At 56.7% G+C, this 23,283-nt stretch carries 20 protein-coding genes; 11 read left to right on the top strand and 9 right to left on the bottom strand.

What is annotated here, in order from left to right:
• Nucleotide 1: 1 nt before the first annotated feature.
• From MWU61_RS05385 to MWU61_RS05370, 4 genes are all read right to left on the bottom strand, one after another.
• A complete protein-coding gene (locus MWU61_RS05385) occupies nucleotides 2–2,080 on the bottom strand; it encodes a hypothetical protein (protein WP_247127266.1) in 2,079 nt (692 codons plus the stop codon).
• A gap of 79 nt (nucleotides 2,081–2,159) precedes the next feature.
• Complete coding sequence (locus MWU61_RS05380; protein ID WP_247127265.1) at nucleotides 2,160–4,922, bottom strand: DUF4159 domain-containing protein; 2,763 nt, start codon at nucleotides 4,920–4,922, stop codon at nucleotides 2,160–2,162.
• 82 nt (nucleotides 4,923–5,004) lie between these two features.
• On the bottom strand, nucleotides 5,005–5,877 hold the full coding sequence (locus tag MWU61_RS05375; protein ID WP_247127264.1) for a DUF58 domain-containing protein: 873 nt from the start codon (nucleotides 5,875–5,877) through the stop codon (nucleotides 5,005–5,007).
• Nucleotides 5,874–6,878 carry a MoxR family ATPase gene (locus tag MWU61_RS05370; protein ID WP_247127263.1) on the bottom strand — a complete coding sequence of 335 codons (1,005 nt, stop codon included), beginning with the start codon at nucleotides 6,876–6,878 and terminating at the stop codon, nucleotides 5,874–5,876. Before MWU61_RS05370 ends, MWU61_RS05375 begins: the two co-directional genes overlap by 4 nt.
• Nucleotides 6,879–6,938: 60 nt before the next feature.
• Between MWU61_RS05370 and MWU61_RS05365 the strand changes: the two genes are divergently transcribed.
• Nucleotides 6,939–7,535 (top strand): DUF1285 domain-containing protein, encoded by a 597-nt coding sequence (locus tag MWU61_RS05365; protein ID WP_247127262.1) that lies wholly within the window; start codon nucleotides 6,939–6,941, stop codon nucleotides 7,533–7,535.
• Nucleotides 7,536–7,619: 84 nt separating this feature from the next.
• Complete coding sequence (locus MWU61_RS05360) at nucleotides 7,620–8,372, top strand: TIM barrel protein (RefSeq protein ID WP_247127261.1); 753 nt, start codon at nucleotides 7,620–7,622, stop codon at nucleotides 8,370–8,372.
• 25 nt (nucleotides 8,373–8,397) lie between these two features.
• Here the strand turns inward: MWU61_RS05360 and MWU61_RS05355 are convergent, their stop codons facing one another.
• The 5 genes from MWU61_RS05355 to MWU61_RS05335 form a co-directional block, all read right to left on the bottom strand.
• Entirely contained in the window at nucleotides 8,398–10,434 is a 2,037-nt protein-coding gene (locus tag MWU61_RS05355; RefSeq protein WP_247127260.1) for a VWA domain-containing protein, read from the bottom strand.
• Nucleotides 10,431–10,967 carry an RNA polymerase sigma factor gene (locus tag MWU61_RS05350; protein ID WP_247127259.1) on the bottom strand — a complete coding sequence of 179 codons (537 nt, stop codon included), beginning with the start codon at nucleotides 10,965–10,967 and terminating at the stop codon, nucleotides 10,431–10,433. The genes MWU61_RS05355 and MWU61_RS05350 overlap by 4 nt, the downstream gene beginning before the upstream one ends.
• Before the next feature lie 60 nt (nucleotides 10,968–11,027).
• Nucleotides 11,028–11,513 (bottom strand): thioredoxin family protein, encoded by a 486-nt coding sequence (locus MWU61_RS05345; RefSeq protein ID WP_247127258.1) that lies wholly within the window; start codon nucleotides 11,511–11,513, stop codon nucleotides 11,028–11,030.
• A 113-nt stretch (nucleotides 11,514–11,626) separates the two neighbouring features.
• Entirely contained in the window at nucleotides 11,627–13,105 is a 1,479-nt protein-coding gene (locus tag MWU61_RS05340; RefSeq protein WP_247127257.1) for an NAD-dependent succinate-semialdehyde dehydrogenase, read from the bottom strand.
• Between the two features lie 88 nt (nucleotides 13,106–13,193).
• Nucleotides 13,194–13,685, bottom strand: coding sequence for a hypothetical protein (locus MWU61_RS05335; RefSeq protein WP_247127256.1), 492 nt, complete (start codon nucleotides 13,683–13,685; stop codon nucleotides 13,194–13,196).
• A gap of 128 nt (nucleotides 13,686–13,813) precedes the next feature.
• Between MWU61_RS05335 and MWU61_RS05330 the strand changes: the two genes are divergently transcribed.
• From MWU61_RS05330 to MWU61_RS05290, 9 genes are all read left to right on the top strand, one after another.
• Nucleotides 13,814–15,019, top strand: a complete 1,206-nt coding sequence (locus tag MWU61_RS05330; protein WP_247127255.1) for an aminopeptidase P family protein — start codon at nucleotides 13,814–13,816, stop codon at nucleotides 15,017–15,019.
• A 172-nt stretch (nucleotides 15,020–15,191) separates the two neighbouring features.
• Nucleotides 15,192–15,989: a L,D-transpeptidase gene (locus MWU61_RS05325; RefSeq protein ID WP_247127254.1), complete on the top strand. Its 798-nt coding sequence runs from the start codon at nucleotides 15,192–15,194 to the stop codon at nucleotides 15,987–15,989.
• Nucleotides 15,990–16,108: 119 nt separating this feature from the next.
• Entirely contained in the window at nucleotides 16,109–17,185 is a 1,077-nt protein-coding gene (locus MWU61_RS05320; RefSeq protein WP_247127253.1) for a hypothetical protein, read from the top strand.
• 261 nt (nucleotides 17,186–17,446) lie between these two features.
• Nucleotides 17,447–18,562, top strand: a complete 1,116-nt coding sequence (locus MWU61_RS05315) for a hypothetical protein (RefSeq protein WP_247127252.1) — start codon at nucleotides 17,447–17,449, stop codon at nucleotides 18,560–18,562.
• 27 nt (nucleotides 18,563–18,589) lie between these two features.
• A complete protein-coding gene (locus MWU61_RS05310) occupies nucleotides 18,590–20,524 on the top strand; it encodes an ATP-binding protein (RefSeq protein ID WP_247127251.1) in 1,935 nt (644 codons plus the stop codon).
• Nucleotides 20,524–20,868 (top strand): hypothetical protein, encoded by a 345-nt coding sequence (locus MWU61_RS05305; RefSeq protein WP_247127250.1) that lies wholly within the window; start codon nucleotides 20,524–20,526, stop codon nucleotides 20,866–20,868. The genes MWU61_RS05310 and MWU61_RS05305 overlap by 1 nt, the downstream gene beginning before the upstream one ends.
• Nucleotides 20,869–20,891: 23 nt before the next feature.
• Complete coding sequence (locus tag MWU61_RS05300) at nucleotides 20,892–22,283, top strand: DUF6638 family protein (RefSeq protein ID WP_247127249.1); 1,392 nt, start codon at nucleotides 20,892–20,894, stop codon at nucleotides 22,281–22,283.
• Nucleotides 22,284–22,286: 3 nt separating this feature from the next.
• On the top strand, nucleotides 22,287–22,553 hold the full coding sequence (locus MWU61_RS05295; protein WP_247127248.1) for a hypothetical protein: 267 nt from the start codon (nucleotides 22,287–22,289) through the stop codon (nucleotides 22,551–22,553).
• An 8-nt stretch (nucleotides 22,554–22,561) separates the two neighbouring features.
• On the top strand, nucleotides 22,562–23,260 hold the full coding sequence (locus MWU61_RS05290; protein ID WP_247127247.1) for a DUF1523 family protein: 699 nt from the start codon (nucleotides 22,562–22,564) through the stop codon (nucleotides 23,258–23,260).
• The last annotated feature ends 23 nt before the right edge of the window (nucleotides 23,261–23,283 follow it).

The raw sequence follows: 23,283 nt of genomic DNA, 5'->3' as shown, positions 1-23,283 counted from the left end.
TTTATTGGCGTCCTTCGCGGACCCACGCCCCGATAATCAGCAATGACGCCAGCAGCAAGAATGCCCATGCTGGCAACAATGGCGCGATAGAAATATCGGCAGTTTGATAGGCCTCGCGCGGTGTGATCCCGAACCATCCGCGACCCGCAGCGGGGCGTCCTGCACGGACTTCACGCAGGTCAATGTCGCCGTCTGATACCCGCAAAATGCCACCTCGCGTGCTGTTCACAAGCGGCTCAAGCAGGTCACCCGTTGCAATCGTCTGTTCAAATTCACGGGGCGCTGCTGGTCCCAATGCAATCACCGCATCCAATGTGCCGTCCGTCAGGCGGTACAGCCCGATTTCGGGGGCTTCCCACAGGGTCTCGAACCGGCCCGGTGATTCCTCTTCCAGCGTCAGAACGGTTTCCGTGCCGTCCGGATGGGTCACGGTCACGTCGTCTGTTTCAGTCTCAAGCGTACGACGAATGATCCGCATCGTTTGGCCCGTCGGGTCTGCCCAAAGCGATTCTTCTTCCAGCTCAGGTTCTTGCATCATCCAATGAGCTAGACGGCGTAGCAGTTCCAATTGCGGACCGCCGCCTTCGTATCCACGATCCCACAGCCAAGATTGATCCGACGCAATCAGCGCCACACGTCCCAGCCCGATCCGTTCAAGCGTCAGCAGCGGGCGATCATCCAGACCGCTCATTACAGTGGTCGCATTTGGTGCGGCGATCACATCAACCATCCGGAACCAACGCCCCCAACCAGGACCGTCGCCATCGTCCGCAGGCGGGGAAAAGGCGGCAAGTCCTTCGGTGACAGGATGGCGGTTGCCGATGTCGGTGATCTGTGGCGTGTAGCCTTCTTCAAAAACCCGCGCAGTTGGCGCACCGGGCAGGACCGCGCCCAATGGGGAACGGTAAATGCTTTCCGCTGATCCGTATTCAGGGCCAGAGGATACCAAAACCGCACCACCATTTTCCACGTATTGGCGAATATTATCGAGGTATTCATTCGGCAAAATACCGCGCCGCGAATAGCGGTCGAAAATGATCAGGTCGAATTCGTCGATCTTTTCAAGGAACAACTCACGGGTCGGAAATGCGATCAGGGACAGTTCGTTCACCGGCACGCCATCTTGTTTGGCAGGAGGGCGTAGAATGGTGAAGTGGACCAGATCAACCGACGCATCTGATTTCAACAAATTCCGCCACGTGCGTTCGCCCGGATGGGGTTCGCCCGATACCAACAACACACGCAAACGGTCGCGCACACCATTGATCTGTATAACGGCGCTATTGTTGCGGTCTGTCAGCTCGCCGTCTGCGGTCGGAATTTCGAACTGCAGAACGTTCATCCCGCCATGCGGCAGATTGATCGGCAGTTCAACGTCGCGCCCAACGGGGATCTCAAAGGGTAAAGGATCGTCGCCATCAATCGCGATCGTCAACGGGACAAACGCGGTGTCCGCGGGGGCCGCCCCCTGATCTTCGACGCGTAAAGTCAGCGTCACGGGTTCGCCCAGAATGGCGAAGGCAGGGGCGTTTGCGACGACAAGGCGACGATCCCAATCGTCAGGTTGTCCGGTCAAAAGCGTATGTAGCGGCGCGGGTAACGCAGGCGCACGGATCACATCGTGCAGCCGTCCATCTGTCAACAGGATCACACCCGCGATCCGCCCTTGAGGTTCTTCAGCAAGCGCTTCTGACAGTCCAGTCATCAGCAGCGTCCCGCTGTCGCCTTCAATCGCGCTGTCACCAATCGGGACAATGCGCAATTCGGTGTTCGTCAGGCGGGCGATTTCGGCGCGCACATTGGCAATCGCATCAGCAATCTGATCAGGGCGATCCGAAATGCGTTGGCTGGCGCTTTCGTCCACAACGAGCACGATGATGTCGGCCAGCGGGTCGCGGTCTTCGCTTTGCAGCGACGGGTTCGCAAGCGCGGCCAGCAGGGCAAGCCCCGCCAATCCACGCAACCACCACCCGGGCAATCGCCGCCATAACGCAAGTGCGACGGCCACAGCACATAACGCGGCCGCACCCCAAAGCGCCAACATCGGCACCAGCGGATCAAGCACAACAATCGCAGTCATAGGCGCTGCCCCCAGCTTCTTTTGGTCTTAAATATCCCCGCCGGAGGCTCCGACAGTGCCGCTTGGAAATGGCTCATCGTTATTGCCCCAACCGATCCAGCAGGGCAGGGACATGCACCTGATCCGACTTATAGTTGCCTGTCAGCACATGCATGATCAGGTTCACGCCAAACCGATAAGCAATTTCGCGTTGCCGTTCGCCAGCTTGACCGCGCCCGACGGGGAACATCCGATCACCGTATTCGTTCACGGCCCATGCGCGCGCCCAGTCGTTGCCGCCAATGACAACGGGGGTGACGCCGTCATTCAGGTTGCGAAACGGTACGCCTTCGGCCTGTTCGGTCACCAACGGGGCCGCTTCGACCCAAATGTCGCGTGACGCGTAACGACCGGGGAAATCTTGTAGCAGGTAAAAGGTGCGGGTCAGAACATGATCTTCAGGGATCGGTTCAATTGAAGGGATGTCGAGAGATCGCGCAATCGCCTGTAATTTACGCCCCTCGGGTGATCCGGTGCCAAAGCCTGCTGTATCCGCATCGCGCGTGTCGAACAGGATCATGCCGCCGCCCCGCAGATAGCGGTTCAGCTTGGCATAAGCTTCGCGTGATGGCAGGGCTTGGTCTGCAGTGATGGGCCAATATAGGAATGGGAAGAACGCCAATTCATCGGTTTCGATGTTCACACCGAGCGGATCGGCGGGTTCTATCGATGTCCGCCGAAACAGCGTTTGGGACAGCCCCAACAGCCCTGCGTTTGCAACCGCGTCGAGGTCTGCATCGCCGGTTAGGACATGGCCCAGAACAACTTCGGACGTTGCGCGCAATGCGAATGCGTCGTCCTGCTGGGCATCTGCGGGCGCGCCCATCGTCAGCAGCGCCAGAACAATCGCCGCCATCGCATCCGCGCGCGGCCCGCGTAGACGGCCCCCGATCGCCAATGATGCGATCACGTCAATCAGAAGCAGTCCAATCGCCAGCGTCAAAAGCCAGCCTTTTAAGGCGGTTTCGCGCGCGACGTTCATCCCTTCGACAACGATCCGTGCAGGCCATGCAGCAGGCCCAAGCGTGCTATCGGCTTGCATCACGTTAACCGCAATCTGGCGGTTGTCGCCCGTGTAAAGACCAGGCCGTAGGTCAGGACCTGTTTCCGCAGCGGCGAGCGTTTCGCCCGCGACACCCGGCAAGGTGCTGCCGTCTTCAAGGCGTCCGGTCGCGTCCAGAACTCTGTTCGGCAACCACGTGCTACCAGAAAGGTCTTCGGCATTTGGTGCCTGTGTACTCGTGGAAATCGCGAGCCGTTCCAACATCTGCACGAACAGGCCCGACAGTGGCAGCGAAGACCATTCGGCGTTCGCGGTCACATGAACCAGAACGATTTGCCCTTCACCAGCCGTTGCACGCGTGACCAATGGCGTGCCGTCCGCCAGTTGCGCAATCACGCGATCTGCGAGCGTCGGATCGGGTTGGGCCATGACCTGTGCGGTGACAGTGACGTCATCCGGCACGGGCAAGCCGAAGAAAGGGGATGTCTCACTGAACGGTGCCAGCGCTTTGGGTTCGCCCCACGACATAGCCCCGCCCACACTGCGGCCACCGGATCGCAGGCGGACCGGCAGCAACGGATCTTGTTCCGCGCGGCCTGTGTCAGATGCGGCAAGGCGGGGACCTGCGAAGCGTAACAGCAACCCGCCGTTTTCAACCCATTGCAAAACATCCGCCGATTCCGTGCCTGCGAGCGTGGCGACATCAGCCAGAACAATCACGTCTGGATTGGCCAATAGAATATCGTCCAAGGTCCCGTCGATCAGGTCGGCGGTCGGCTCCAGCGCTTCGCGCAGGTAATAGAGCGGGGACAGCAGTTCCAGCCCTTCGCGGTCGTCGCGCCCGGCGATCAGGGCGACTTCGCGGCGTTTCAGGCTGTCATCTGTCAGGCTGACCGCCGCTGCGGACCGTGCGCCTGTGATCTCAAAACGGGTGACGCGGTTGCGCAATTCAGGCGGCAGGGCGAGCGCGGTTTCTGCGACGGCTTCACCGGCGGCGAAGTCCAGCGGCACGGTTGCCAGCTGCCGTTCTACGCCAGATGGATCAAAGCCGATGGCGATCAGATCGGTGGTCGCGGGCTGGCCTACGGGCGTGCGCGTGGCGGAAACGATGATTTCGCCGTCGTTCAGCCGCGGTGGGCGGACGCCGTAGATTTGGCGCGGGGATTGGAAAACAGTGACGGCACCTTGGGCTTCGAGGGCGTCAAGCAGATCAGCGCGATTGTCCCGCGCCAGCCCGTCCGACAGCCAGTAGGTTTCAAAACCGCCGTCAAATGTCGCGGCAAAGTCGGTCAGTGTGTCTGACTGCGGCTCCCATGGGGCGGGTGTCAAATTGGGCAGCGTTTGTGCCACGACATCGGCCGCCTGAAAGGTGACGCCATCCGCAGGTAGATTGGTCAGTGTCATGACGGCGGCGGTGCGACCTTGGCGGGCTGCTTCTGCCAAAAGCGCATCCATCCGGTCTACGCGCGCAGGCCAATCGCGGGCGTCAGCCCATGTGCCATCTGCGATGATCAGCAGTGGACCTGTGCCGGTCGCCTTTGTCTGCGGGTTCAGAACGGGACCCGCAAAGCCGATGATCACTGCTGCAACGGCTAGAAGGCGCAGCAAAAGCAACCACCACGGCGTCCGGTCCGATTGGCTTTCGGTGTCTTGCAGTCCCAACAACAGCGCGACGCCCGGAAAGCGGCGTCTGATCGGTGCGGGCGGGACCGCCCTGAGAACCAGCCACAATATCGGTAAGGCCAGCAGTCCAAGAAGCAGCCAAGGCGCTGTGAACGCGAGTGGGCCAAAAGTCATCATGCTACGAAGTCTCCTGACGGAGCCTGTTGGGGCGCTGCCCCAAACCCCGAGATATTTAAGACCAAAAGAAGGGGCGGTCGGGTCATATGCGCCGCTCCAACGCGCCGTAAATCCACATCAAGGCCGTATTGGGGGCCGTATTGGTGTGGTGTGTTTGGAACTGCCAACCGGTCATACGCGCGAGCGATTGCAGGTCTTCTTTGCGCTGGGCCAGTCGATCAAGATAGCGGGATTTCAAATCGCCTGCTTTCAGTGTTTCGTGCTGCATCGTGCCCGACATGGATTGGAAAATGGTCCGGCCATCAAAGGGGAACGCTTCTTCCTGAGGGTCTAGGATTTGCAAAAGCGCGCCGCGCACGCCCCGATCAGCCGCTTTGAACAAAGCGTCGCGGGTGGGTTCGATGTCGCCGAGGAAATCACTGATGAACAAGGCACGTGAATGGGGCAACATGCCTTGCGCTTCGGGGGCGCCAAAATCTTTATCGCTGTCTTCGGCCAATAATGCCGCCATCTGCGCCAATTGCTGTTCGCCGCGCTTGGGCGGCAACCGCAGCCCCGTCAGCCCGACACGTTCGCCGCCTCTGATCAGCAAAATCGCGGTGGCAAGCGCGATGGTGCGCGCACGGTGCCCTTTGCTGGCGAGGTTCTTGTCAGAGGTAAACGACATCGCCGCGGTTTGATCGACCCACAGCAAAATCGATTGTGCGATCTGCCATTCTTTGTCCTGCACAAAATTAGTGTCGGATCGTGCGGACCGCCGCCAGTCGATGCTACGCGCCTCGTCCGTGTCCTGCGCGGGGCGGTATTGCCAAAACGTGTCGCCAGTGCCCGCCCGTCTGCGTCCGTGATCGCCCAGCAGAACGGTCGCAGCCAGTTGTTCCGCCTCTGCCAAAAGCGGCGGCAGGGCGCTGGAAAGGCTTTCTGCCTCGGACCGGAGGGCGAGTGGTGTGATCACGCTGCCGCCTCAACCTTTGTGATCAATGTGGCGGCTGTATTGATGACGTTCTGGATCGTTTCGCCGCGCGCACGCGCTGCGAATGTCAGCGCCATGCGGTGTTCCAGCACGGGAATCGCCATGCGGCGCACGTCTTCGGCAGAAGGCGCTAGGCGTCCATCGAGCAAGGCGGATGCCCGCACGGTCAGCATCAAGGCCTGTGCTGCACGTGGCCCAGGACCCCAGCCGACGTTTTGCCGGATGATGTCGGGCGCATCGGCGTCAGGACGACACGACCGCACCAGATCGAGGATCATTTCAACGATGTTTTCGCCAACAGGCATCCGGCGCAACAAGGTCTGCGCATCAAGCAATTCTTGGGCGCTGAACACGGCATTAACGGCTTCGTCTGAGGTGCCTGTCGTTGCGAGTAGGATATCACGTTCGGCGTCGCGGTCCGGATACGGCACGTCGATTTGCACGAGGAAGCGGTCAAGCTGGGCTTCGGGCAGGGGATAGGTGCCTTCTTGTTCAATCGGGTTTTGAGTCGCGAGCACGTGGAAGGGTGTCCCAAGCGGACGGTGTTCGCCTGCGATGGTGACCTCTTTTTCTTGCATCGCCTGCAAGAGTGCGGATTGGGTTCGCGGCGACGCGCGGTTAATTTCGTCGGCCATCAGAAGCTGACAGAACACAGGCCCTTCGATGAACCGGAACGCGCGGGTGCCATCGGCGGCTTGGTCCAACACCTCGGACCCCAAGATATCGGCTGGCATCAGGTCAGGCGTAAACTGGATGCGGTTCCCATTCAGGCCCATCACGGTGGACAGTGTATCGACAAGGCGGGTCTTCCCAAGGCCGGGTAGGCCGACCAAGACCGCGTGCCCACCGCAGATCAGTGCGGTCAATGTCAGGTCAACCACAGTGTCCTGCCCGATAAAACGTTTCGCGATAGAGGCGCGTGCCTCTGCCAGCTTACCGCCAAGGGTTTCGATATCTGCAACTAGATCGGTGGCATTGGTCATGACTTTTCCTCGGGACTTGCTATATCAAGGGTATAACAGCAGATAACCCAAAGAACCCCAATGGCAAAAAGCACCCCAGAACAAATCATCGTGACCCCTTCGGCGGAAAGTCTCGCATCTTCGGCGCGTGCGGCGGCAAAAGAAGGCAAAAAGGGTCTACCGCCGGTCCATCTGTGGAACCCGCCGTTCTGTGGTGACATTGACATGCGGATCGCACGCGACGGGACGTGGTTTTACATGGGCACCCCCATTGGCCGTAAAGAGCTGGTGAACCTGTTTTCGACGATTATCCGGCGTGATGGAGATGATTACTTTCTCGTCACGCCTGTCGAAAAAGTCGGGATCACGGTGGATGACGCGCCATTTGTAGCCATTGATTTCGATAAGACCTACGCAGGTTTACAGTTCCTGACCAACGTGGGCGATGAAGTTGTTGCAGGTCCTGATCATCCAATCCGTGTGGTACGTGACCCTGAAACGGGTGAGCCGTCGCCCTACGTATTGATCCGCGCCAATCTGGAGGCGCTGATCGACAGGAAATCGTTTTATCGGCTTGTTGATCTGGGTGAGGAAGACCTTGTCGATGGCGTCGCCTGGTTCGGCGTGCGGTCGCATGATGTGTTCTTTCCTATCATCCCGGCAGCAGAATTAAGCTAAAGTACGGACCCGCATATAAAGAGTTGCATTTTCTGGCAGGTTTCGCCCTTAATGCCGCTTAAGGTTGTATGAGGGGGCCAGCGAATGGCAAAATACTGCGCCAATCTGTCGACGTTGTTTCCAGAGTTTCCGTTCTTGGAACGGTTTGGGGCGGCGCGGTCGGCTGGATTTGAGGCGGTCGAAGTTCTGTTCCCTTACGATCATCCCGTGCCTGAAATGCTGGATATGTTGGGGCGCAACGAACTGTCGCTTGCGATGATCACATGCCCGCCACCTAATTATACCGGCGGTGATCGTGGTTTTGCTGCTGTCCCGACGCGTCGTCCGCGGTTTCAACAAGATTTTCGCCGGACACATCGGTATGCGAAGGCGCTTGGTGCAAAACATATCCACATTATGGCGGGTGTTGCGTCCGGTCCTGAAGCGCTGGAAACCTTTGTTGAAAACCTGCGCTGGGCTGCGGAATTTGCGCCTGATCAAAGCCTGACGATCGAACCGATGGCTGGATCGCTTGTTCCGGGATATTTCCTGAACGACTGCATTCAAGCGGTTGAGATTGTGAAAGAAGTAGATGTGCCGCAGCTTGGGTTGCAATTTGACACCTGTCACGTGCAGCAAATCCATGGCGATCTGATGTCTGTCTGGGCACAGGTGAAAGAGCATGTGACCCACGTCCAGCTTGCCCAATCACCGGGGCGCAAAAGCCCCGATGAAGATGGTGATATCGATATGGCGGCCTTTGTGAAGCAAATCAAAAAAGACGGCTACAAGGGGTGGATATCAGGCGAATATACGCCTGACGGGCTGACCGGCAGTAGTCTGGCTTGGCTTAGTTAAAACCAAGCCAAGCCGCTGTTCCGCGTTACTCAGCCCCAAGGCTTTGTGCGAGGCGCATCAGCTGGATCGCTTCTGCGCGGTATCCGTATTCATCGGCACCTTTGCTTTCGGATGCCAGCGCGATTGCGTCGCCCATGGACCATGCGCCCAAGGAATTTGACCCACGTAAAATCTGGCCAAAACCTGCAATCGCTGCCGCAAATGACGCTTCATCGCCCGCGTCGGTGTCGCGTAGAATGGGCGTTTCGATCAGTTGCGATGTCTCTGCGCCCGGTTCTTTGTAGCGCAGCTTTAGAAATCCAATTTCGTCGCGCGGTGCGACCACCTGCGCCGCACCGTAACGCAGCGGATCAGTCATGCGGGCGGCGCTACCGACAGGTGTAACTTCGTACAGTGCCGTCACCGTATGGCCCGCGCCTAAATCACCTGCGTCGACCCTGTCGTTGTTGAAATCCTCGCGGTTCAACGCGCGTGTTTCGTACCCGATCAGGCGGTATTCGGCGATCTGTGTCGGATCAAATTCGACCTGCACTTTCACGTCGCTCGCAATCGGGAATAGCGCCCCAGTCAATTGATCGACCAACACTTTTTGCGCCTCGGATAACGTGTCGATATAGGCCGCCGTGCCGTTGCCGTTTTGCGCAAGCGTTTGCATCGTCTGATCGTTCAGATTGCCACGGCCAAAGCCCAAAACAGACAGGAACGTGCCGGTATCCCGTTTCTTGGCGATGTAGTTTTCCAAACCTGACGGATCGCTGAGGCCGACGTTGAAATCGCCATCTGTGGCAAGCAAAACGCGGCTGACTTCACCGTCCTTGGCCATGCTTTCAGCCACGGTATAGGCCTGTTCCAGCCCGCCTTGACCATTGGTTGAACCGCCTGCGCCTAGGCCGTTGAGCGCTGCGCGAATTTTGGCGCGTTCACCAGCAGGCGTGGGCGCAAGCACCTGTCCAGCAGAGCCCGCATATTCGACTATGGCGACTTCGTCTTCCGAGCGCAGTTGGTCGAGCATCAACATGAAGGATTGCTTGAGCAGCGGCAGCTTGGTCGGATCAGCCATTGAACCGGATGTGTCGATTAAGAAAACGAGGTTCAGCGGCGGGCGCGCGTCAACGACAGGCATTTCGCCTTGCAGCGCAATGTGCACCAACTGCGTGTCCACATTCCACGGCGTCTGCATCACGCTGACGGTGGGTTGGAACGGATCGCCACCTGCTTCGGGGGCTGGGTAGTCGTAAGGGAAATAGTTGATCATTTCCTCGACTCGTACCGAATCCGCAAGAGGAAGCTGGCCGCGCATGATGGTGTTACGGACCAGCGCGTAGGACGCCGTATCCACGTCGATGGAAAAGGTCGAAACGGGGTCTTCAGACGTGACCTTCAGCGGGTTTACAGCGGCGTTGGCGAAGGTTTCCGTATCAGGGGCAAGAACTGGGGCCATTTCGGGGCCGCCTGTTACGAACGATTCCTCGGTGGCTGTTCTAACCGCATTTGACCTGACGGTTGGTGCGGCAAGCGACGCTACGGGGGCTTCGTCGACGGTGTCCATTGCGAAGGGGGCGTCAATCACCCGCCCGCGTGCCTCTGGTGCCGCGGCTAAGACACTGTCATCGACTTCGAAATCGAAGTCCTGCTGCTCGACCGGCGCGGGCGTCGTGAAATTCGCGGGCGCTTCAGCCAGCGCTTTATCAAGCTCAGGTGTAGGAACGTCGACCGTCCCGATGTCTTCTGGCAGTGGGTCGATCAGGTGTTCGTTGCTTGTCAGCCCCTTCACATCTGTGCGCCACATGTCCTGCCCAGTAGGCGTCAAAAACAAGAACCCGCAGGCCACAATCGCGGTTGTCGCGGTCAGCCCGCCCTTGGATGTCATTGATGAAAGCATAGTCGTTACTCCTGTCCAGAGGCCATTCAGGCCGGTTACAGGGGTAGGACGCGGCGCATCGCGTGATCCTTGGAGGTTTTCGAAATTTTTTTGCGCCATCGCCAAATCAGCAGCCCGTTTGGTCGGGTCGGGTTTTGGCGTCGTCATCATGGACTTGAGGTCGTCTAGATCGTCAGTCATGCGGCGTCCTCCTTTTCTTTCAATGCTTTGAGCGCCTTTTTGGCTTCTGATATGCGCCAGCTGATCGTGCCTTCCGACACGCCCATGATTTCGGCTGCCTGCGCGTGAGTCATATCGTCGAGCACAAGCGCGAGTGTATCCCGTAGGTCGGGAACCAGTTGGCGCATCGCTTGGGTCAGCCAGTCGATTTGTTCGGCAGTTTCATCGTTTACCGCCGTGCGTGCGGTTTCCCAGTCGCCCCAGCCGTCGCTTGCCTTGGCATAGGTTGCCTGTTTGCGCCGCCGGTCGTGGGCTGCATTCATTGCGACCTTATAGAGCCAAGTCGTGACCTTGGCACGGCGTTGATAGCTGGCTAGTTTCGCGGGCAGGGCGGCACAGATGTCCTGCGTCAGATCCTCTGCCTCGGATCGCTGACCGGTCATGCGAAAACAATAGGCAAACAGGCGGTCGTAATGACGGTCGAGCAGGCTCGCAAACGCCTGTCCGTCCCCATTTGCGGCCGCTAAAGCCAAGTCTTCGTCGCTGGTTGTCATACGCATCACGGTTATAGGACGGATGCGAATGGTCAATCCTTGGCGAGCTTGGAATTATTTTTAGCTATTTTCTTCGATATGCGCCTGAAACGCGGTCTTCAGTTCCGCGCGGTCGGTTTCGCCATGTATCCGATCGGTCAAAACGCCGTCCGCGTCGAAGAACAACAAGGTCGCGAAACCCGCTGTATGTTTTGCTGCAAATTCACTGCCAACATCAGAGGTCAGGCTGGCAATGCGGTATGCCAAATCATCGTCGTCGATGTCCGAAAACGCTGCGCGTGTTTCTTTTTCCAGAATGATACACGACCCACAGGCCGGATCGTGGACCTGTACAATCGTCGGGATACCATTTCCGATATTGCTGAGGTCCTGTTCCGCCAAATCAGCCCTGACGGTGCTGATCCCCATATATCCGATGCCACCAGCGACGATGATCCCGCCAATGATGTAAGGGGCCATCGCCAGGAAAGAACGACGCGTTTTGGGTGCGGGGGCTGCGGCCTGTTTTGCCTTGCGGCGCTGGGTCGCTTTACGAGATTTTGACATGAATTGGGTCCGCCGTGGTGTTTTCTGACACCTTAATGGGCATGATGCGTAAAGGGGAGCAAAGGCGCATCACAGATTGGTGAAGGGCGGGCATACGCACCCGCCCATGCAGATCAGACGGATGTGCAGATGTATTTCATTTCCATGTAGTCATCCATGCCGTGGCTGGATCCTTCACGGCCCAAGCCGGATTGTTTGACACCGCCAAACGGCGCAACTTCGGTTGAGATGATACCTGTGTTCACACCCACAATGCCGTATTCCAGCGCTTCTGCGACCTTGGTCACGCGGCTGAGGTCGTTGGCGTAGAAATAGGATGCGAGCCCGAAGATCGTGTCGTTAGCTTGCGCAATCACGTCATCCGTATCTTCGAATTTGAACAGTGGCGCGAATGGGCCGAAGGTTTCGTCAGTTGCGACCTGCATATCTTTGGTCGCGCCTGTGACGACTGTCGGTTCAAAGAACAGCCCGCCCAGATCATGCGGCTTGCCACCGGTCAGAACAGTGGCACCTTTGGATAACGCGTCTTTCAGGTGTTCTTCGACCTTTGTGACGGCTTTCGGTTCGATCAGTGGGCCAAGTGCCGTGCCGTCTTCCAGCCCGTCACCGACGGCCAGTTTTTCGACCGCAACTTTCAGCTTTTCTGCGAATGCGTCATAGACGCCCGCCTGCACGTAAATCCGGTTGGCACAGACACATGTTTGCCCGTTATTCCGGAATTTGCAGGCAATCGCGCCTTCGACAGCAGCGTCGAGATCAGCGTCATCAAAGACGATGAACGGGGCATTGCCGCCAAGTTCCATCGAACACTTCATCACCTGATCAGCGGCTTGTTTCAGCAAAATGCGCCCAACAGGGGTTGAGCCTGTGAAGGTCAATTTGCGCACAATTGGATTTTCGCAGAATTCTTTGCCGACGCCGGATGCGTCATCAGATGTCACAACGGAAAACAGGCCAGCAGGAATACCCGCTTCTTCGCCCAGTTTCGCCATGGCAAGGGCAGACAGCGGTGTCAGCGACGCGGGACGCACAACAAATGCACAGCCGGCCGCCAGTGCCGGTGCCACTTTGCGGGCAATCATCGCGTTGGGGAAGTTCCAAGGCGTAATGCCAGCGGCCACGCCGATTGGCTGTTTGATCACTTGGATGCGTTTGTCGGCCATATGGCCGGGGATCGTCTGGCCGTAAACGCGTTTTGCTTCTTCGCCGAACCATTCCACAAAAGACGCGCCGTAGGCGACTTCGCCGCGTGCTTCTGTCAGCGGTTTGCCCTGTTCTGCGGTCATGATCTGGGCAAGGTCTTCTTGGTTGGCCATCATCAGGTCGAACCATTTGCGCAGGACTTTGGAACGTTCTTTGGCGGCCAACGCGGCCCAGCCTTTTTGAGCGGCTTCGGCGATCTTGATCGCGTCCGCGACGTCTTCGCGCGACAAATCAGTGACCTTCGCAATCACATCGCCGCGGGCCGGATTGATGACGTCGAAGGTTTTCCCGTCTTTTGCGTCGACCCATTCGCCGCCCACATAGGCCTTTGTGCAAATCAGGTCAGGGCGGGACAGGCGCCCAGCGAGGTCAGTTGTTTGGTCAAGCATAGCGATCTCCCCATTCGTGTTGCCTCATATCTGGGGCTGATGGTGGGGTAGGTAAAGGACAAAAGTGAACTGGGCCTATCGATGCAGGCTAAACGTCGACCACCTTATCGCCAATGTAGTGCAGAACGGACGTGTCGTTTAATGCGTAAGGAAAACCGCCGAAGGCCTGTTCTGCGATCATGACAAGCGTGTTTTTGTGGTCGATTTTGCGCAACAATGTCTCGACCCCGTCCACGTCCAGAAAGTCGGACAGACGTTCACGATGCCCGCCAAACACGACTTCGACATGTGCAATATCGATGAAGGCATCGGGCAATTCGCGGGTCAGATCTTCGGGGACATTGCGTTCGCTGTGAAAGCAATAATGCCGCGCGGCATCTTTGCCGGCGAAGTTTCCAGCAAAAAAGTGGACGCGGGTTTTATCTGCGGGCAGGGGCTTGCCAAGTTTCGGCTGGCGCGACCGACCACGGCGCAGAAAACCTAGGCCAAAGGGTAAACCCGCACCAGAAAAGACAACAGGAAGAAGGCGACGAAACAAAGACATGCCGGATAGTCTGCCGTGGAAAGAACATCGTGTCACGCGAATTTCGTTTGCCAAAGCCCAGCCGCGCCGCCTAAAGATTTGACCATGGGGATCGCGATGGCGTCGCGGTCAATAACACCCACAAGTCCTGAACGCCGGGACCTTATGTTATGAGGTCTAAAACGATGACTACCCGCACCCAATTTCACAGATTCCAGCAAGGCGAGCGCACGCTTCCCTTTGACGATGCAGAATACGAAACCCGCCTCGTGAACCTGCGCGAGACCATGGCGGCCAAGGGCGTTGATGCCTGCGTTCTGACATCAATGCACAATATCGGCTATTATTCCGGTTTTCTGTATTGCGCGTTTGGCCGTCCTTACGCGCTGGTTGTGACCAAGCAAGAGGTCGTCACGATCAGTGCAGGCATTGATGCCGCGCAACCATGGCGGCGCGGATTTGGCGATAATATTATCTATACGGATTGGGAACGCGACAATTACTGGCGCGCCATTTTGTCGGTCACAGGCACGAGCAAAGTCGTTGGCTACGAAATGGATCACCTGACGATCCTGCAATCAGAAAAACTGTCGGCTTTTCTCGCTCCGGCTGCGTTGCTGGATGTCTCGTTGGATACAATGCAGCAACGTATGCACAAATCTACCGCAGAGTTGGACCTGATCCGTCAGGGTGCAGCGGTCGCGGACGTTGGCGGCTACGCCATCCGCGACGCCATTAAGCCCGGTATCCGCGAAATTGACGTCGCAATGGCGGGCCGCGATGCGATGGAGATTGAAATTGCGCGGCGCTTTCCCAATGCCGAATACAGGGACACGTGGGTCTGGTTCCAGTCAGGGATCAACACAGACGGGGCGCATAATCCGGTGACATCGCGCCAATTGGAACATGGTGATATCCTGTCACTGAACACGTTCCCGATGATTTCCGGCTACTACACCGCGCTTGAACGGACGTTGTTCGTTGGCGAAGTGGACGACGAAAGCCGCCGCATTTGGGAAGCCAACGTCGGGGCGCATGAATATGGCATGTCGTTACTAAAACCCAGCGTTAGCTGCGCCGAGGTGACGCACAAGATCAACGACTTCTTCGCGGAGCGCGATCTTCTGCAATACCGGACCTTTGGTTACGGGCATTCCTTTGGCGTCCTGTCCCATTATTACGGGCGCGAAGCGGGATTAGAACTGCGTGAAGATATCGATACAGTGCTCGAACCGGGGATGGTGATCAGCATGGAACCCATGCTGACAATTCCTGAAGGTCAGGCAGGCGCAGGCGGGTATCGCGAACATGATATCCTGATCATCGACGAAAACGGGGCAGAAAACATCACCGGCTACCCCTATGGGCCTGACCACAACGTAATCGGCTGACGCACCAACATCACGAGTTTCCCCGGTTTTATGGGGGAACTTTCTACCTTGGAATTGGTTCTGACTTGGACTGTTGCGTTCACACACCACTCTTGGCTGCCCACATTATGGTGATTTCAAGCTAACCGGTGATTGTGCTAGACCGCTTGAATTAATTCTAAAAGGTGCTGCCATGCCCGATTCTTTTATTTTCAATCGACGCACTTTCGGCGCCATGCTTCTTGCTTCGACGGCTGCCTGCGGTCCACGTATTCCTGCATCGAATGCGGCCGAAGATTTTGAGCCACAGATCAATTTCATGGAAGGCTACGGTCCGATCCAAGACGGTGAATATAGCCTGCCGGGCATCCCCGATACGTACACCCAAGGGATCAACCGCCGGATGGTGGGGCAATATCTTGGTGAACAAGGCCCGGGTACGATCGACGTCGATCCTTACGCCAAGTTTTTGTACAACATTAAATCCGATGGATCCGCCGTGCGGTATCCTGTTGGTGTTGGTCGTCAAGGTCGATCCATCAACGGTGGTGCGACAATCAAGCTAAAACGCGAATGGCCCGGTTGGACGCCAACCCAGAACATGCTGCGCACCGAACCCGAAGTTTACGGGCCTTTCGCCAGCGGTGTGCCAGGTGGTCTAAGCAGCCCCTTGGGAAGCCGCGCGTTGTATCTGTACCGTGGCGGGCGTGACACGTATTACCGCATCCACGGCACCAACGATCTGGAATCAATCGGTAATTCCGGATCTGCGGGCTGTATCCGGATGTTCAACCACGACATCATCCATCTATACGAAGAGGTGGATGTGCCGACAAAAGTCCACATTCGCAGCCGCGAAGAATCCCTGCGGGTTGATCCAGAAAACTACGAACGTGGTGTCGAACTTCCGCCGAAAATCCTGTCCCGTGAGGAATTATTTGGCACGGAAGAACCGAACGCGGACGATGTGGAACTGTTCATCGATAGCTGATCCGATTTTTGGGGTAAGGTATTCCCCCAAAATCGCGCCAAGCGTGTGATCTGCATTTGTAAATCGGTCCTGCATTTCCTAGGTTAGTTGTAACAAGACTAACCTCAGGGAATTTTCAGATGGCCGATTTCGACGCGCAAATTCAACAATCACAAGAACAGGTCGCAGAGGCGCAAAACAAGATTGCCGCTTTGACCAGCCGGATTGAAACTGCACGTCAGAAAATGGCGGCAGGGACAGACATTTCCGTCGATATCGAAAACGCGTCGCTGGACGAAGTTCACGCGCACACTGAATTGATGAACGCCAACATCGCCGAACTGATCATGGGCTTGGATGATGTGACGTCTGCGTTTTCCAAAGACTTTGACGAAATGCGCAACAAAACGGGCATGGAAACCTTCATCGGGATTTTTTCGAAAGCGAAGGCGGACAGCATGCGTCAGGAACGGATGCGCACCGCGTCTGTCGATGACAAGCTGCAAGACCTGATTTCCAAATCCGACGTGATCACCAAGCTGCTGCAAACGCAGTTGGCGGAATTGAACGAACAAAAGGTCAGCGTTGAGAACAACCTGACTGGTACGCTGGATGAACGTGAAGTGACGGTTGGCGAACTCGAAGCCGCCCGCGCGGATATCCTTGCGATGGATCCAGACATCATCGCGCTTGAGAACAAGATTTCCGTGGAGCAAGACGCCGCAGCACGCACAAAGCTGGAAAGCGAACTGGCCGCTGCGAACCAGAAATACAACGAACTGGTGCAGGCCGAACAGGTTCTGGTCGCCAAATCCCAAACGCTGGAACGCTACATCGAGAAGGGCAAGACCTGGATCGATTCACTACAGAACCAAGCCGCGACCCAGATGGTGCTGATCAACAAGCTTGAGACTGACACGAAGCAGCGGGTTGTGCTGTATGACGCCCTGTCGAAGTCCTTGAAGACCGCCCAACAGCAGGACGTCGCCCACCAGATCAACGAGATCGGCGTGAAGACGGACCAAGAGGCCCAGACAGCCATGGCCGCGATTGGCGCCGCGACGAACAACCGGATGGCCGACATGCTGGAAGCCCACGAAGACCACATGGTGTTCGCGCGTGAAGTGCTCGAGCAGAAAGCGAAAGCGGACGAGCGGTTCGTGCGGCGGTTTGCGAAGATTGTGGAGAAGCATGATAGCAATGAGTACGGGGCTTGATGAGTATTCGTTGGGCTATCTTCAAAGCGCACCTAGCTGAAAGTTGGTCGTTTTGGATGTTGTTGTTTGGCGCATTTGTTCTTTTATGGTGTTTTTTTCGCGGGACTGGTTTCGGCGTTCCGCTCGTGGTTGGGGTCGCGAGCGTAGTGGTCGGCTTTTTCTTTATGATTTTTACGTCAAGCAAATCTAATAATAACGTCCACGATCAAGCCGCTGGCAGTAACGTCGTCGGGGGAGGTTGTGTAGACGGCGGAGGTGGTTGTGACTGACCTCTCCGACGACCACTTCAAACTCGAAGACACCCGCGTCACGCGGCGCTACTTCGGCAAGTTTGAACGGATCACGCAGTACCTCAACAAGGTTGCGGCAACGATGCAGGCTGAACGCAGTTTGTCTAAGCGCGATATTGATGCCGTGGCCCGCTACCTTGTGGGGTTGAACATCACCTTCCGCTCCCTCGCGCATAAATACCATTTCTCGGGTCGCTTTTCACATGCGGGGCAGCTGACCTTTGATCGCGTCGAAAGCGGCTTTCCGGTGTATCAAGAGCTGCTTGAGATGGCGAATGATGCGTTACAGGCCGAACGGCATCTCGCGACCATGCCCTCTGCAGAGGACCTGAAAGACCAGATGGTCCGCACGATTGTTGGCGAACAGAAAATCCCGACGAAGCTGCAATATGCGCTGTCGCAGCGGCTTTATTACGAAGAACTGCTCAAGGGGCACCAGTTCTGGGCGCGCAACGATCCACAAGCTGTTTGGATCGGCAATGAAGGCGACAGGCGGACGTTCCAAATCCATTGGGCGGTCTATGATAGCCAAGTGAACCTGCCGACGATCTATCTGATGGATGTCGAAGACAGCGGGCGCACCGGCTTGCCCAAAGACGAACGCCGTTGGCCCGAAGTGCAGGCGCATCTGATGGCGCAGTCTGTCGCGCATCTGAAACTGCTGACGATTGCCAAGGGCTTTGACGAAGATTTTGACGATCTGCATCCTGTGCGGTTGCGCCGTTTTCATATTGGACCGATGTATTCGAACGCGTTCACGCGGCAAACGGGCCCATTGCGCGAAGTCCTTGCCGCCGCGAACAGCCCCGTTGGCGAAGATTGGGCGCTGGTCTGGACCGAAGAAGAACTGGTCGCGGACCGTGTGGAACGCGTGAAATCCGGTTGGTTCGGCACGGTTGAACGGCAAATCTTCGCGCTTGATCCGTTTGCGGGGCAGGGCGCGGATACGGGGGCGACGCGGATGGAACGGTCGTTGATTATGCCCGAACGGCCCTATCAGGCGCTTGCCGAACGCAACCCACCGGGGTTTCGTGACGTGCGTAAATTTGTGGTCAGCGACCGCGGTCGCGTGCTGAGCCACCGCTAAGATTTTGATAAAGTGAGTATTTGACCGATGAGCCAAACCAGTGATCAGATGGAATTACGCGAAGATGATATTCGCAGCCATTATGCCGCCGCACTCGACCTGATTGACGGGTTCGATCACGCGCCGCGCATCGCGACGGCAACGGCTGACGCGCCGGTTGAAAAATCGTCGGGTGTCGGGACACGCCGCAGGTTCCGGTCTACCACGCCCGGTCTGGCTACGCGCCGCACAGTGCGCGCCGAAGGTATCCAACTGACCACACGCATTGAAGCGGTTGAAGGCGGCGATGGCCTGACGTCACCGTTGCAAGCGACGGTCTTACAAAGCCTGCGCCGCGCGATCGCGATTGCGCTGGGCGTGGCTGATCAGTTCGCAGAACGCACGGCGTTAAAAGACCTGAAACGCGCGAATTTGGAAGGTGGTTTGTCTGACGCGAACCGCGCTGAATTTTCCGAATTGCTGACGGCGGAAGCCTTGGTAACGCTTTATGTATTCGGCTCCGCAACCGCGTTTCTGCTGGCATCTCATGCGACCGAAGACACCGTTGAGGTCGGCGAAGTCGATGAAGTTCTCACCGACAACGGCCAGCTTGCGCTACACGGCGTGCTTTGGGAGTTAGACCAAGACATCGCGACCCATGCGACGTCCGAACCTAAACTCGTCGCCACAATCCTCGCCTTCGCCGAGGCGTTGATGGACAAGGTCGCAGCACGCGCCAGCACCGCCACGCGGTTAGAGCCGTTCATCGCCGCGTCCTGGCACGTTGAAGCGGATGATTTCACCGTCGACGGATTCAGCCCCGCTACAAAGGCGAAGGGCACCAAGCTGACGATGCAGTTCAAGAAACCGAACGAAGTCGTTGGTAACCACATCGCTAAATATCAGGCGATGAAGCTGGCCAAGATGGTGATGGCCTATGATTTCGAACGTAAATTGAACCCGTTCGCCGAATTGGGCGGTTTCATCTTTACCTTTATGGGCGACGGTAAACCGGGGACGGGTAAAACAACGCTGATCCAAATGATGGCCGGATTGATCAATGATTACTGTCAGGTCGCGGGTTATCCGTTCCGTTACCAGAACCTAAGCACCGACAATATCGACAGCTATCAGGGTAAATCGGGGCAGAACGCAAAGGCGTTCATCAACAACGTGCTCGACCCCAATGCGATTGGCTTCGGCACAATCGACGACATCGACCAGCTTGCCGGTAAACGCGGGGATCGGCAGTCATCTGCGGGTCAGCTTGAGATTACCGCCGTCCTGATGGAAAGCTTCGCGGGGGCCAATACCGTCGTGCGCGGCAATTGTACCTTCGGGATGTTTTCGAACTATCCGGAAAACGTCGATGATGCGCTGCGCCAACGGGCAGGGGCACGGTTCCTTGTGGACGGGCCGCAGACGCGGGACGACTACATCGATATTCTTTACCTTTTGATGGGTAAGAACCACGACATTCCCGTGGGCGACCACGACGTGTTCAGCGCACAAGAGATAAAAAAGGCGGTTGCCGCGTCATTCGAAGGCCACGCAAAACCGCACGAAGAAGGCCTGATGCGGGTGTTCGACCGCGTGCGCGATCAGGTCGGTGAACTTGATACGATTGCGAAAATGGGCACCTATCTTAAAGGCATCCAAGAGGCGGATGAACGCTTTACCGGTCGGGCGATCAAGAACATCACGGACGCGGTCAAAGTCCGTGCGATGGACTTTGAATTGCCGGACGAATGGATGGAAAATCCGGAATTGTTCCTGTTCAAAGACTACGATGCCAAAAAGGCAATGATCGCGGACCTGCGTCAGCCGATTACGACGGATATGGTGCTGCAAGAAATCAACCGCTACGCCGACAGTGAATTCCGCTACGCTGATAAATCCGACGAAGTGGCGATTGAAAACATGGTGCGCGACTTTGGCCGCCAAGAAGAAGCCAAGCGCCGCTACCTGAAAGACAAAGGATAATGGCAGAGGCATTCGGCTCCAGTCTTTTATTCCCCGCGCTGTTCTTGGCGTTGATGGGATGGCTCGTGCCGAAATTGCTATCGACGGTTATGGCCGAAGGGGTGAAGCCCTTGGTCATCTTATCCTTGCTGTCGTTCGTCATCATGTTGGCGCTGACAAGCGGGCTATTCTTGCTGCTCTACATGATCCAAGGGGCATCACTGGCTGCGCTGACAGTGGGCGGCATCGGGCAGACACTGTTGTTTTTCGTCCGTCTTTCCGTCTCGGCGGGCATCATCTGGGCACCGATCATGGTGCTGTCGATTGCGGGACTGCCGCGAACATGGACATCGGTGGAATGGTAACGTGCAACGAGAATTACTAAGCAATGCATAGACTTATCGAAAATGGCCTGATGTTCGGCAACCTGATCCGGGTGGATAGCCCGATTTTGGTGGAAAGGTATAACCGTGCGCTGAAACATCTGACGCGGTTCGAGACGACGCTGACGGACTTTCACATCGACATATCGGGCTATTCACCCGAGATCGGGGATGAGTTGGGTGATGACCAATATCTGAACCACGCAGGTGTGAACCGTCAGTTCATATTGCTGACCACTGAACAGAAAACCGCGCCTTTGTTGAACGCGAAGTTTTCGACGTCGCGCGGTATTCTCAAGCAATTCATTTTGGATAACGAAAGCCAGTTGTTTGCCCTGACGACACGGGACGCGGTCGCAGGCGAGTTGGTGAATTCGGTTTATCACGTCGAACAGCCTGCGCGCTTGTTTGATATTCGCAAAGTCACTGTCGAAGCGGATACGACCCAAGGGACGGTGGCAACGGCGCACAAGCTGCGCGAAATGATCGACGACTTTAAGACCAAACAAGACGCGTGGTTTGACGATGTTCTGATCGGCCGGATGATCAGCTTGGCCAAGGAAACAGGTGACGTGACGCGCAATCCGGTCACGCTGGCTTCTGCTGAATTTGGGCAGGATAACTTTTGGACAGCGCATTTCGGCGGGATGTACATTTTCCGTGGCGTCGAACATCCAGCCGCGATCATTCACGGCGATAAGACGGCGCTCAAAGATCTCCCAATCGCGTTTGAATTTGATTTCGACGAACGGCGCGGGATCGCGAAGTTCCTCGAACTGAATGATCTGGTGGAACCCATCGTGAAAGCACGCGGCGTGGATGCGGCTGCGATCCTCCACCAGAAAATGGATTTCATGGTGGCTGAAGTTGCGGCGACCATGGAAGAGGACCTGACAGGTGCGACCCGCCGAGATCTGCGCAATTTGGGGCGACGCTATGCCAAACTGTTGCCGGAGGCGTGGCAGGGGCTTGCTGCACTTGCACGTTGGGCCGAAGAAGACGGGCCTTGGCCCAAGATCACGGCGGATCATCCTGCCTATTTCTACACGCTGCGGGCCAAAGATCATGCAGACGCTGATCTGGTAAACATGCTGCTTGCCGAACTATCGCCACTGGATATCCGGCAATTATTCATTTGCCACAAAGAGGCGTTCTACCAAACCTATGCCACGTGGTCGGACAAAAAACGCGCCTACGTCGTCGACTTTTTGGTTCGTGAATATCAGGTCGATAAGGCCGGAACGCGCGAGGCATTGTTTGGACACGAGGCGCCGATGGAAGAACCGAAGGCCGCACCCGCACGACCTGCGGGACCATGGACAAACAAGGGTGGGTATGAAATCCGCCACGACGTGATAGAACGCGTAAGCCCGTGGGGCCGTGTGGGAAGGAAATAGACAATGGGATTGGTCAGGCTAGTCGTTTTTGGATTTATCGCGCTTGGCGTTATTTATCTTTCTATTTCAGTCTATTCACGGTCAGTGCGCCGCGAAAAGCTTGAAAATGAATACGACGAAAACCCGATTGCGAACATGACGCGCAAGGAATTTGTCGATAAGGGCGTTCAAGCCTACAACAACAGCTTTCGGCCGAAACTGATTGCTCTGGTCTTTGTGATCCCGCCGCTTTTTGTGGCGACAATCATTTACTTAACAAACGCGAATTGAGGTCCAATATGCGCCGTTTCCGTATCATCTTTCGTGTCCTTTTGTTCGTGATCCTTGGGTCATTTTTCCACTACGTGCTGCCGCAACATGACGTGGTGCAAATCACGCAAGTGGAAACCAAGCGGACCGACTTTGGTGGCTTTAACAAATGGTTCTATTCGCAAGCCGACATCGGCAGTGCCGTGCTGGAAAACCGCGATATTTTCTACATTTATGCTGATCGCAAGAAGACGTTTCTCTTTGGTCTCGTCCAACGTGATTCCATCGGGGTAAGCGTCTACCGGAACGAAGATACGGGCTGGATTTGGCCGCCGTATTTCAAGTTCGACAGCTCTAACCTGCAGGCTGAGGCGGCGAGCCTTGCGCGTAGGGATGCATCATCAGAGAACGGGAATTGGTCGGTGGTCACGCATTACGGCTGGCGTATTCCGTTCCTGTCGATCTTCCCGAACGCGGTCAGTGTAAAGCCCGCGACAGGGCCGGATCATCAGGTCATCCCGTGGTTTAACATCTTCTTCTTCATCGCGTTGATCATCGGCTTTTTCTTTGTGCGGGCAATGTGGATGCAACTGCGTGAACGGTCAGTCGATCCACTGCTGGATAGCGCGGGTCATCGGTTGGACGAGGTCCAAGCGGGTGTTGCCAAGCGTCAAAGCGGGGTAAAGCGCTGGATGAACACATGGCGGTCCAAAGACAACCAGCGTTGATCCTAATGTAGGCTGCGCCTACG

Source organism: Loktanella sp. F6476L, from assembly GCF_023015725.1.
Taxonomy (GTDB): domain Bacteria; phylum Pseudomonadota; class Alphaproteobacteria; order Rhodobacterales; family Rhodobacteraceae; genus Yoonia.
This window is presented reverse-complemented; position numbering and strand designations above follow the sequence as displayed.

Excerpts from the sequence above, each read along its gene's own strand:
- MWU61_RS05385 (WP_247127266.1), bottom strand. The coding sequence starts at position 2,080 with ATGACTGCGATTGTTGTGCTTGATCCGCTGGTGCCGATGTTGGCGCTT.
- MWU61_RS05380 (WP_247127265.1), bottom strand. The coding sequence starts at position 4,922 with ATGATGACTTTTGGCCCACTCGCGTTCACAGCGCCTTGGCTGCTTCTT.
- MWU61_RS05370 (WP_247127263.1), bottom strand. The coding sequence starts at position 6,878 with ATGACCAATGCCACCGATCTAGTTGCAGATATCGAAACCCTTGGCGGT.
- MWU61_RS05365 (WP_247127262.1), top strand. The coding sequence starts at position 6,939 with ATGGCAAAAAGCACCCCAGAACAAATCATCGTGACCCCTTCGGCGGAA.
- MWU61_RS05360 (WP_247127261.1), top strand. The coding sequence starts at position 7,620 with ATGGCAAAATACTGCGCCAATCTGTCGACGTTGTTTCCAGAGTTTCCG.
- MWU61_RS05355 (WP_247127260.1), bottom strand. The coding sequence starts at position 10,434 with ATGACTGACGATCTAGACGACCTCAAGTCCATGATGACGACGCCAAAA.
- MWU61_RS05350 (WP_247127259.1), bottom strand. The coding sequence starts at position 10,967 with ATGACAACCAGCGACGAAGACTTGGCTTTAGCGGCCGCAAATGGGGAC.
- MWU61_RS05345 (WP_247127258.1), bottom strand. The coding sequence starts at position 11,513 with ATGTCAAAATCTCGTAAAGCGACCCAGCGCCGCAAGGCAAAACAGGCC.
- MWU61_RS05340 (WP_247127257.1), bottom strand. The coding sequence starts at position 13,105 with ATGCTTGACCAAACAACTGACCTCGCTGGGCGCCTGTCCCGCCCTGAC.
- MWU61_RS05330 (WP_247127255.1), top strand. The coding sequence starts at position 13,814 with ATGACTACCCGCACCCAATTTCACAGATTCCAGCAAGGCGAGCGCACG.
- MWU61_RS05325 (WP_247127254.1), top strand. The coding sequence starts at position 15,192 with ATGCCCGATTCTTTTATTTTCAATCGACGCACTTTCGGCGCCATGCTT.
- MWU61_RS05320 (WP_247127253.1), top strand. The coding sequence starts at position 16,109 with ATGGCCGATTTCGACGCGCAAATTCAACAATCACAAGAACAGGTCGCA.
- MWU61_RS05310 (WP_247127251.1), top strand. The coding sequence starts at position 18,590 with ATGAGCCAAACCAGTGATCAGATGGAATTACGCGAAGATGATATTCGC.
- MWU61_RS05305 (WP_247127250.1), top strand. The coding sequence starts at position 20,524 with ATGGCAGAGGCATTCGGCTCCAGTCTTTTATTCCCCGCGCTGTTCTTG.
- MWU61_RS05300 (WP_247127249.1), top strand. The coding sequence starts at position 20,892 with ATGCATAGACTTATCGAAAATGGCCTGATGTTCGGCAACCTGATCCGG.
- MWU61_RS05295 (WP_247127248.1), top strand. The coding sequence starts at position 22,287 with ATGGGATTGGTCAGGCTAGTCGTTTTTGGATTTATCGCGCTTGGCGTT.
- MWU61_RS05290 (WP_247127247.1), top strand. The coding sequence starts at position 22,562 with ATGCGCCGTTTCCGTATCATCTTTCGTGTCCTTTTGTTCGTGATCCTT.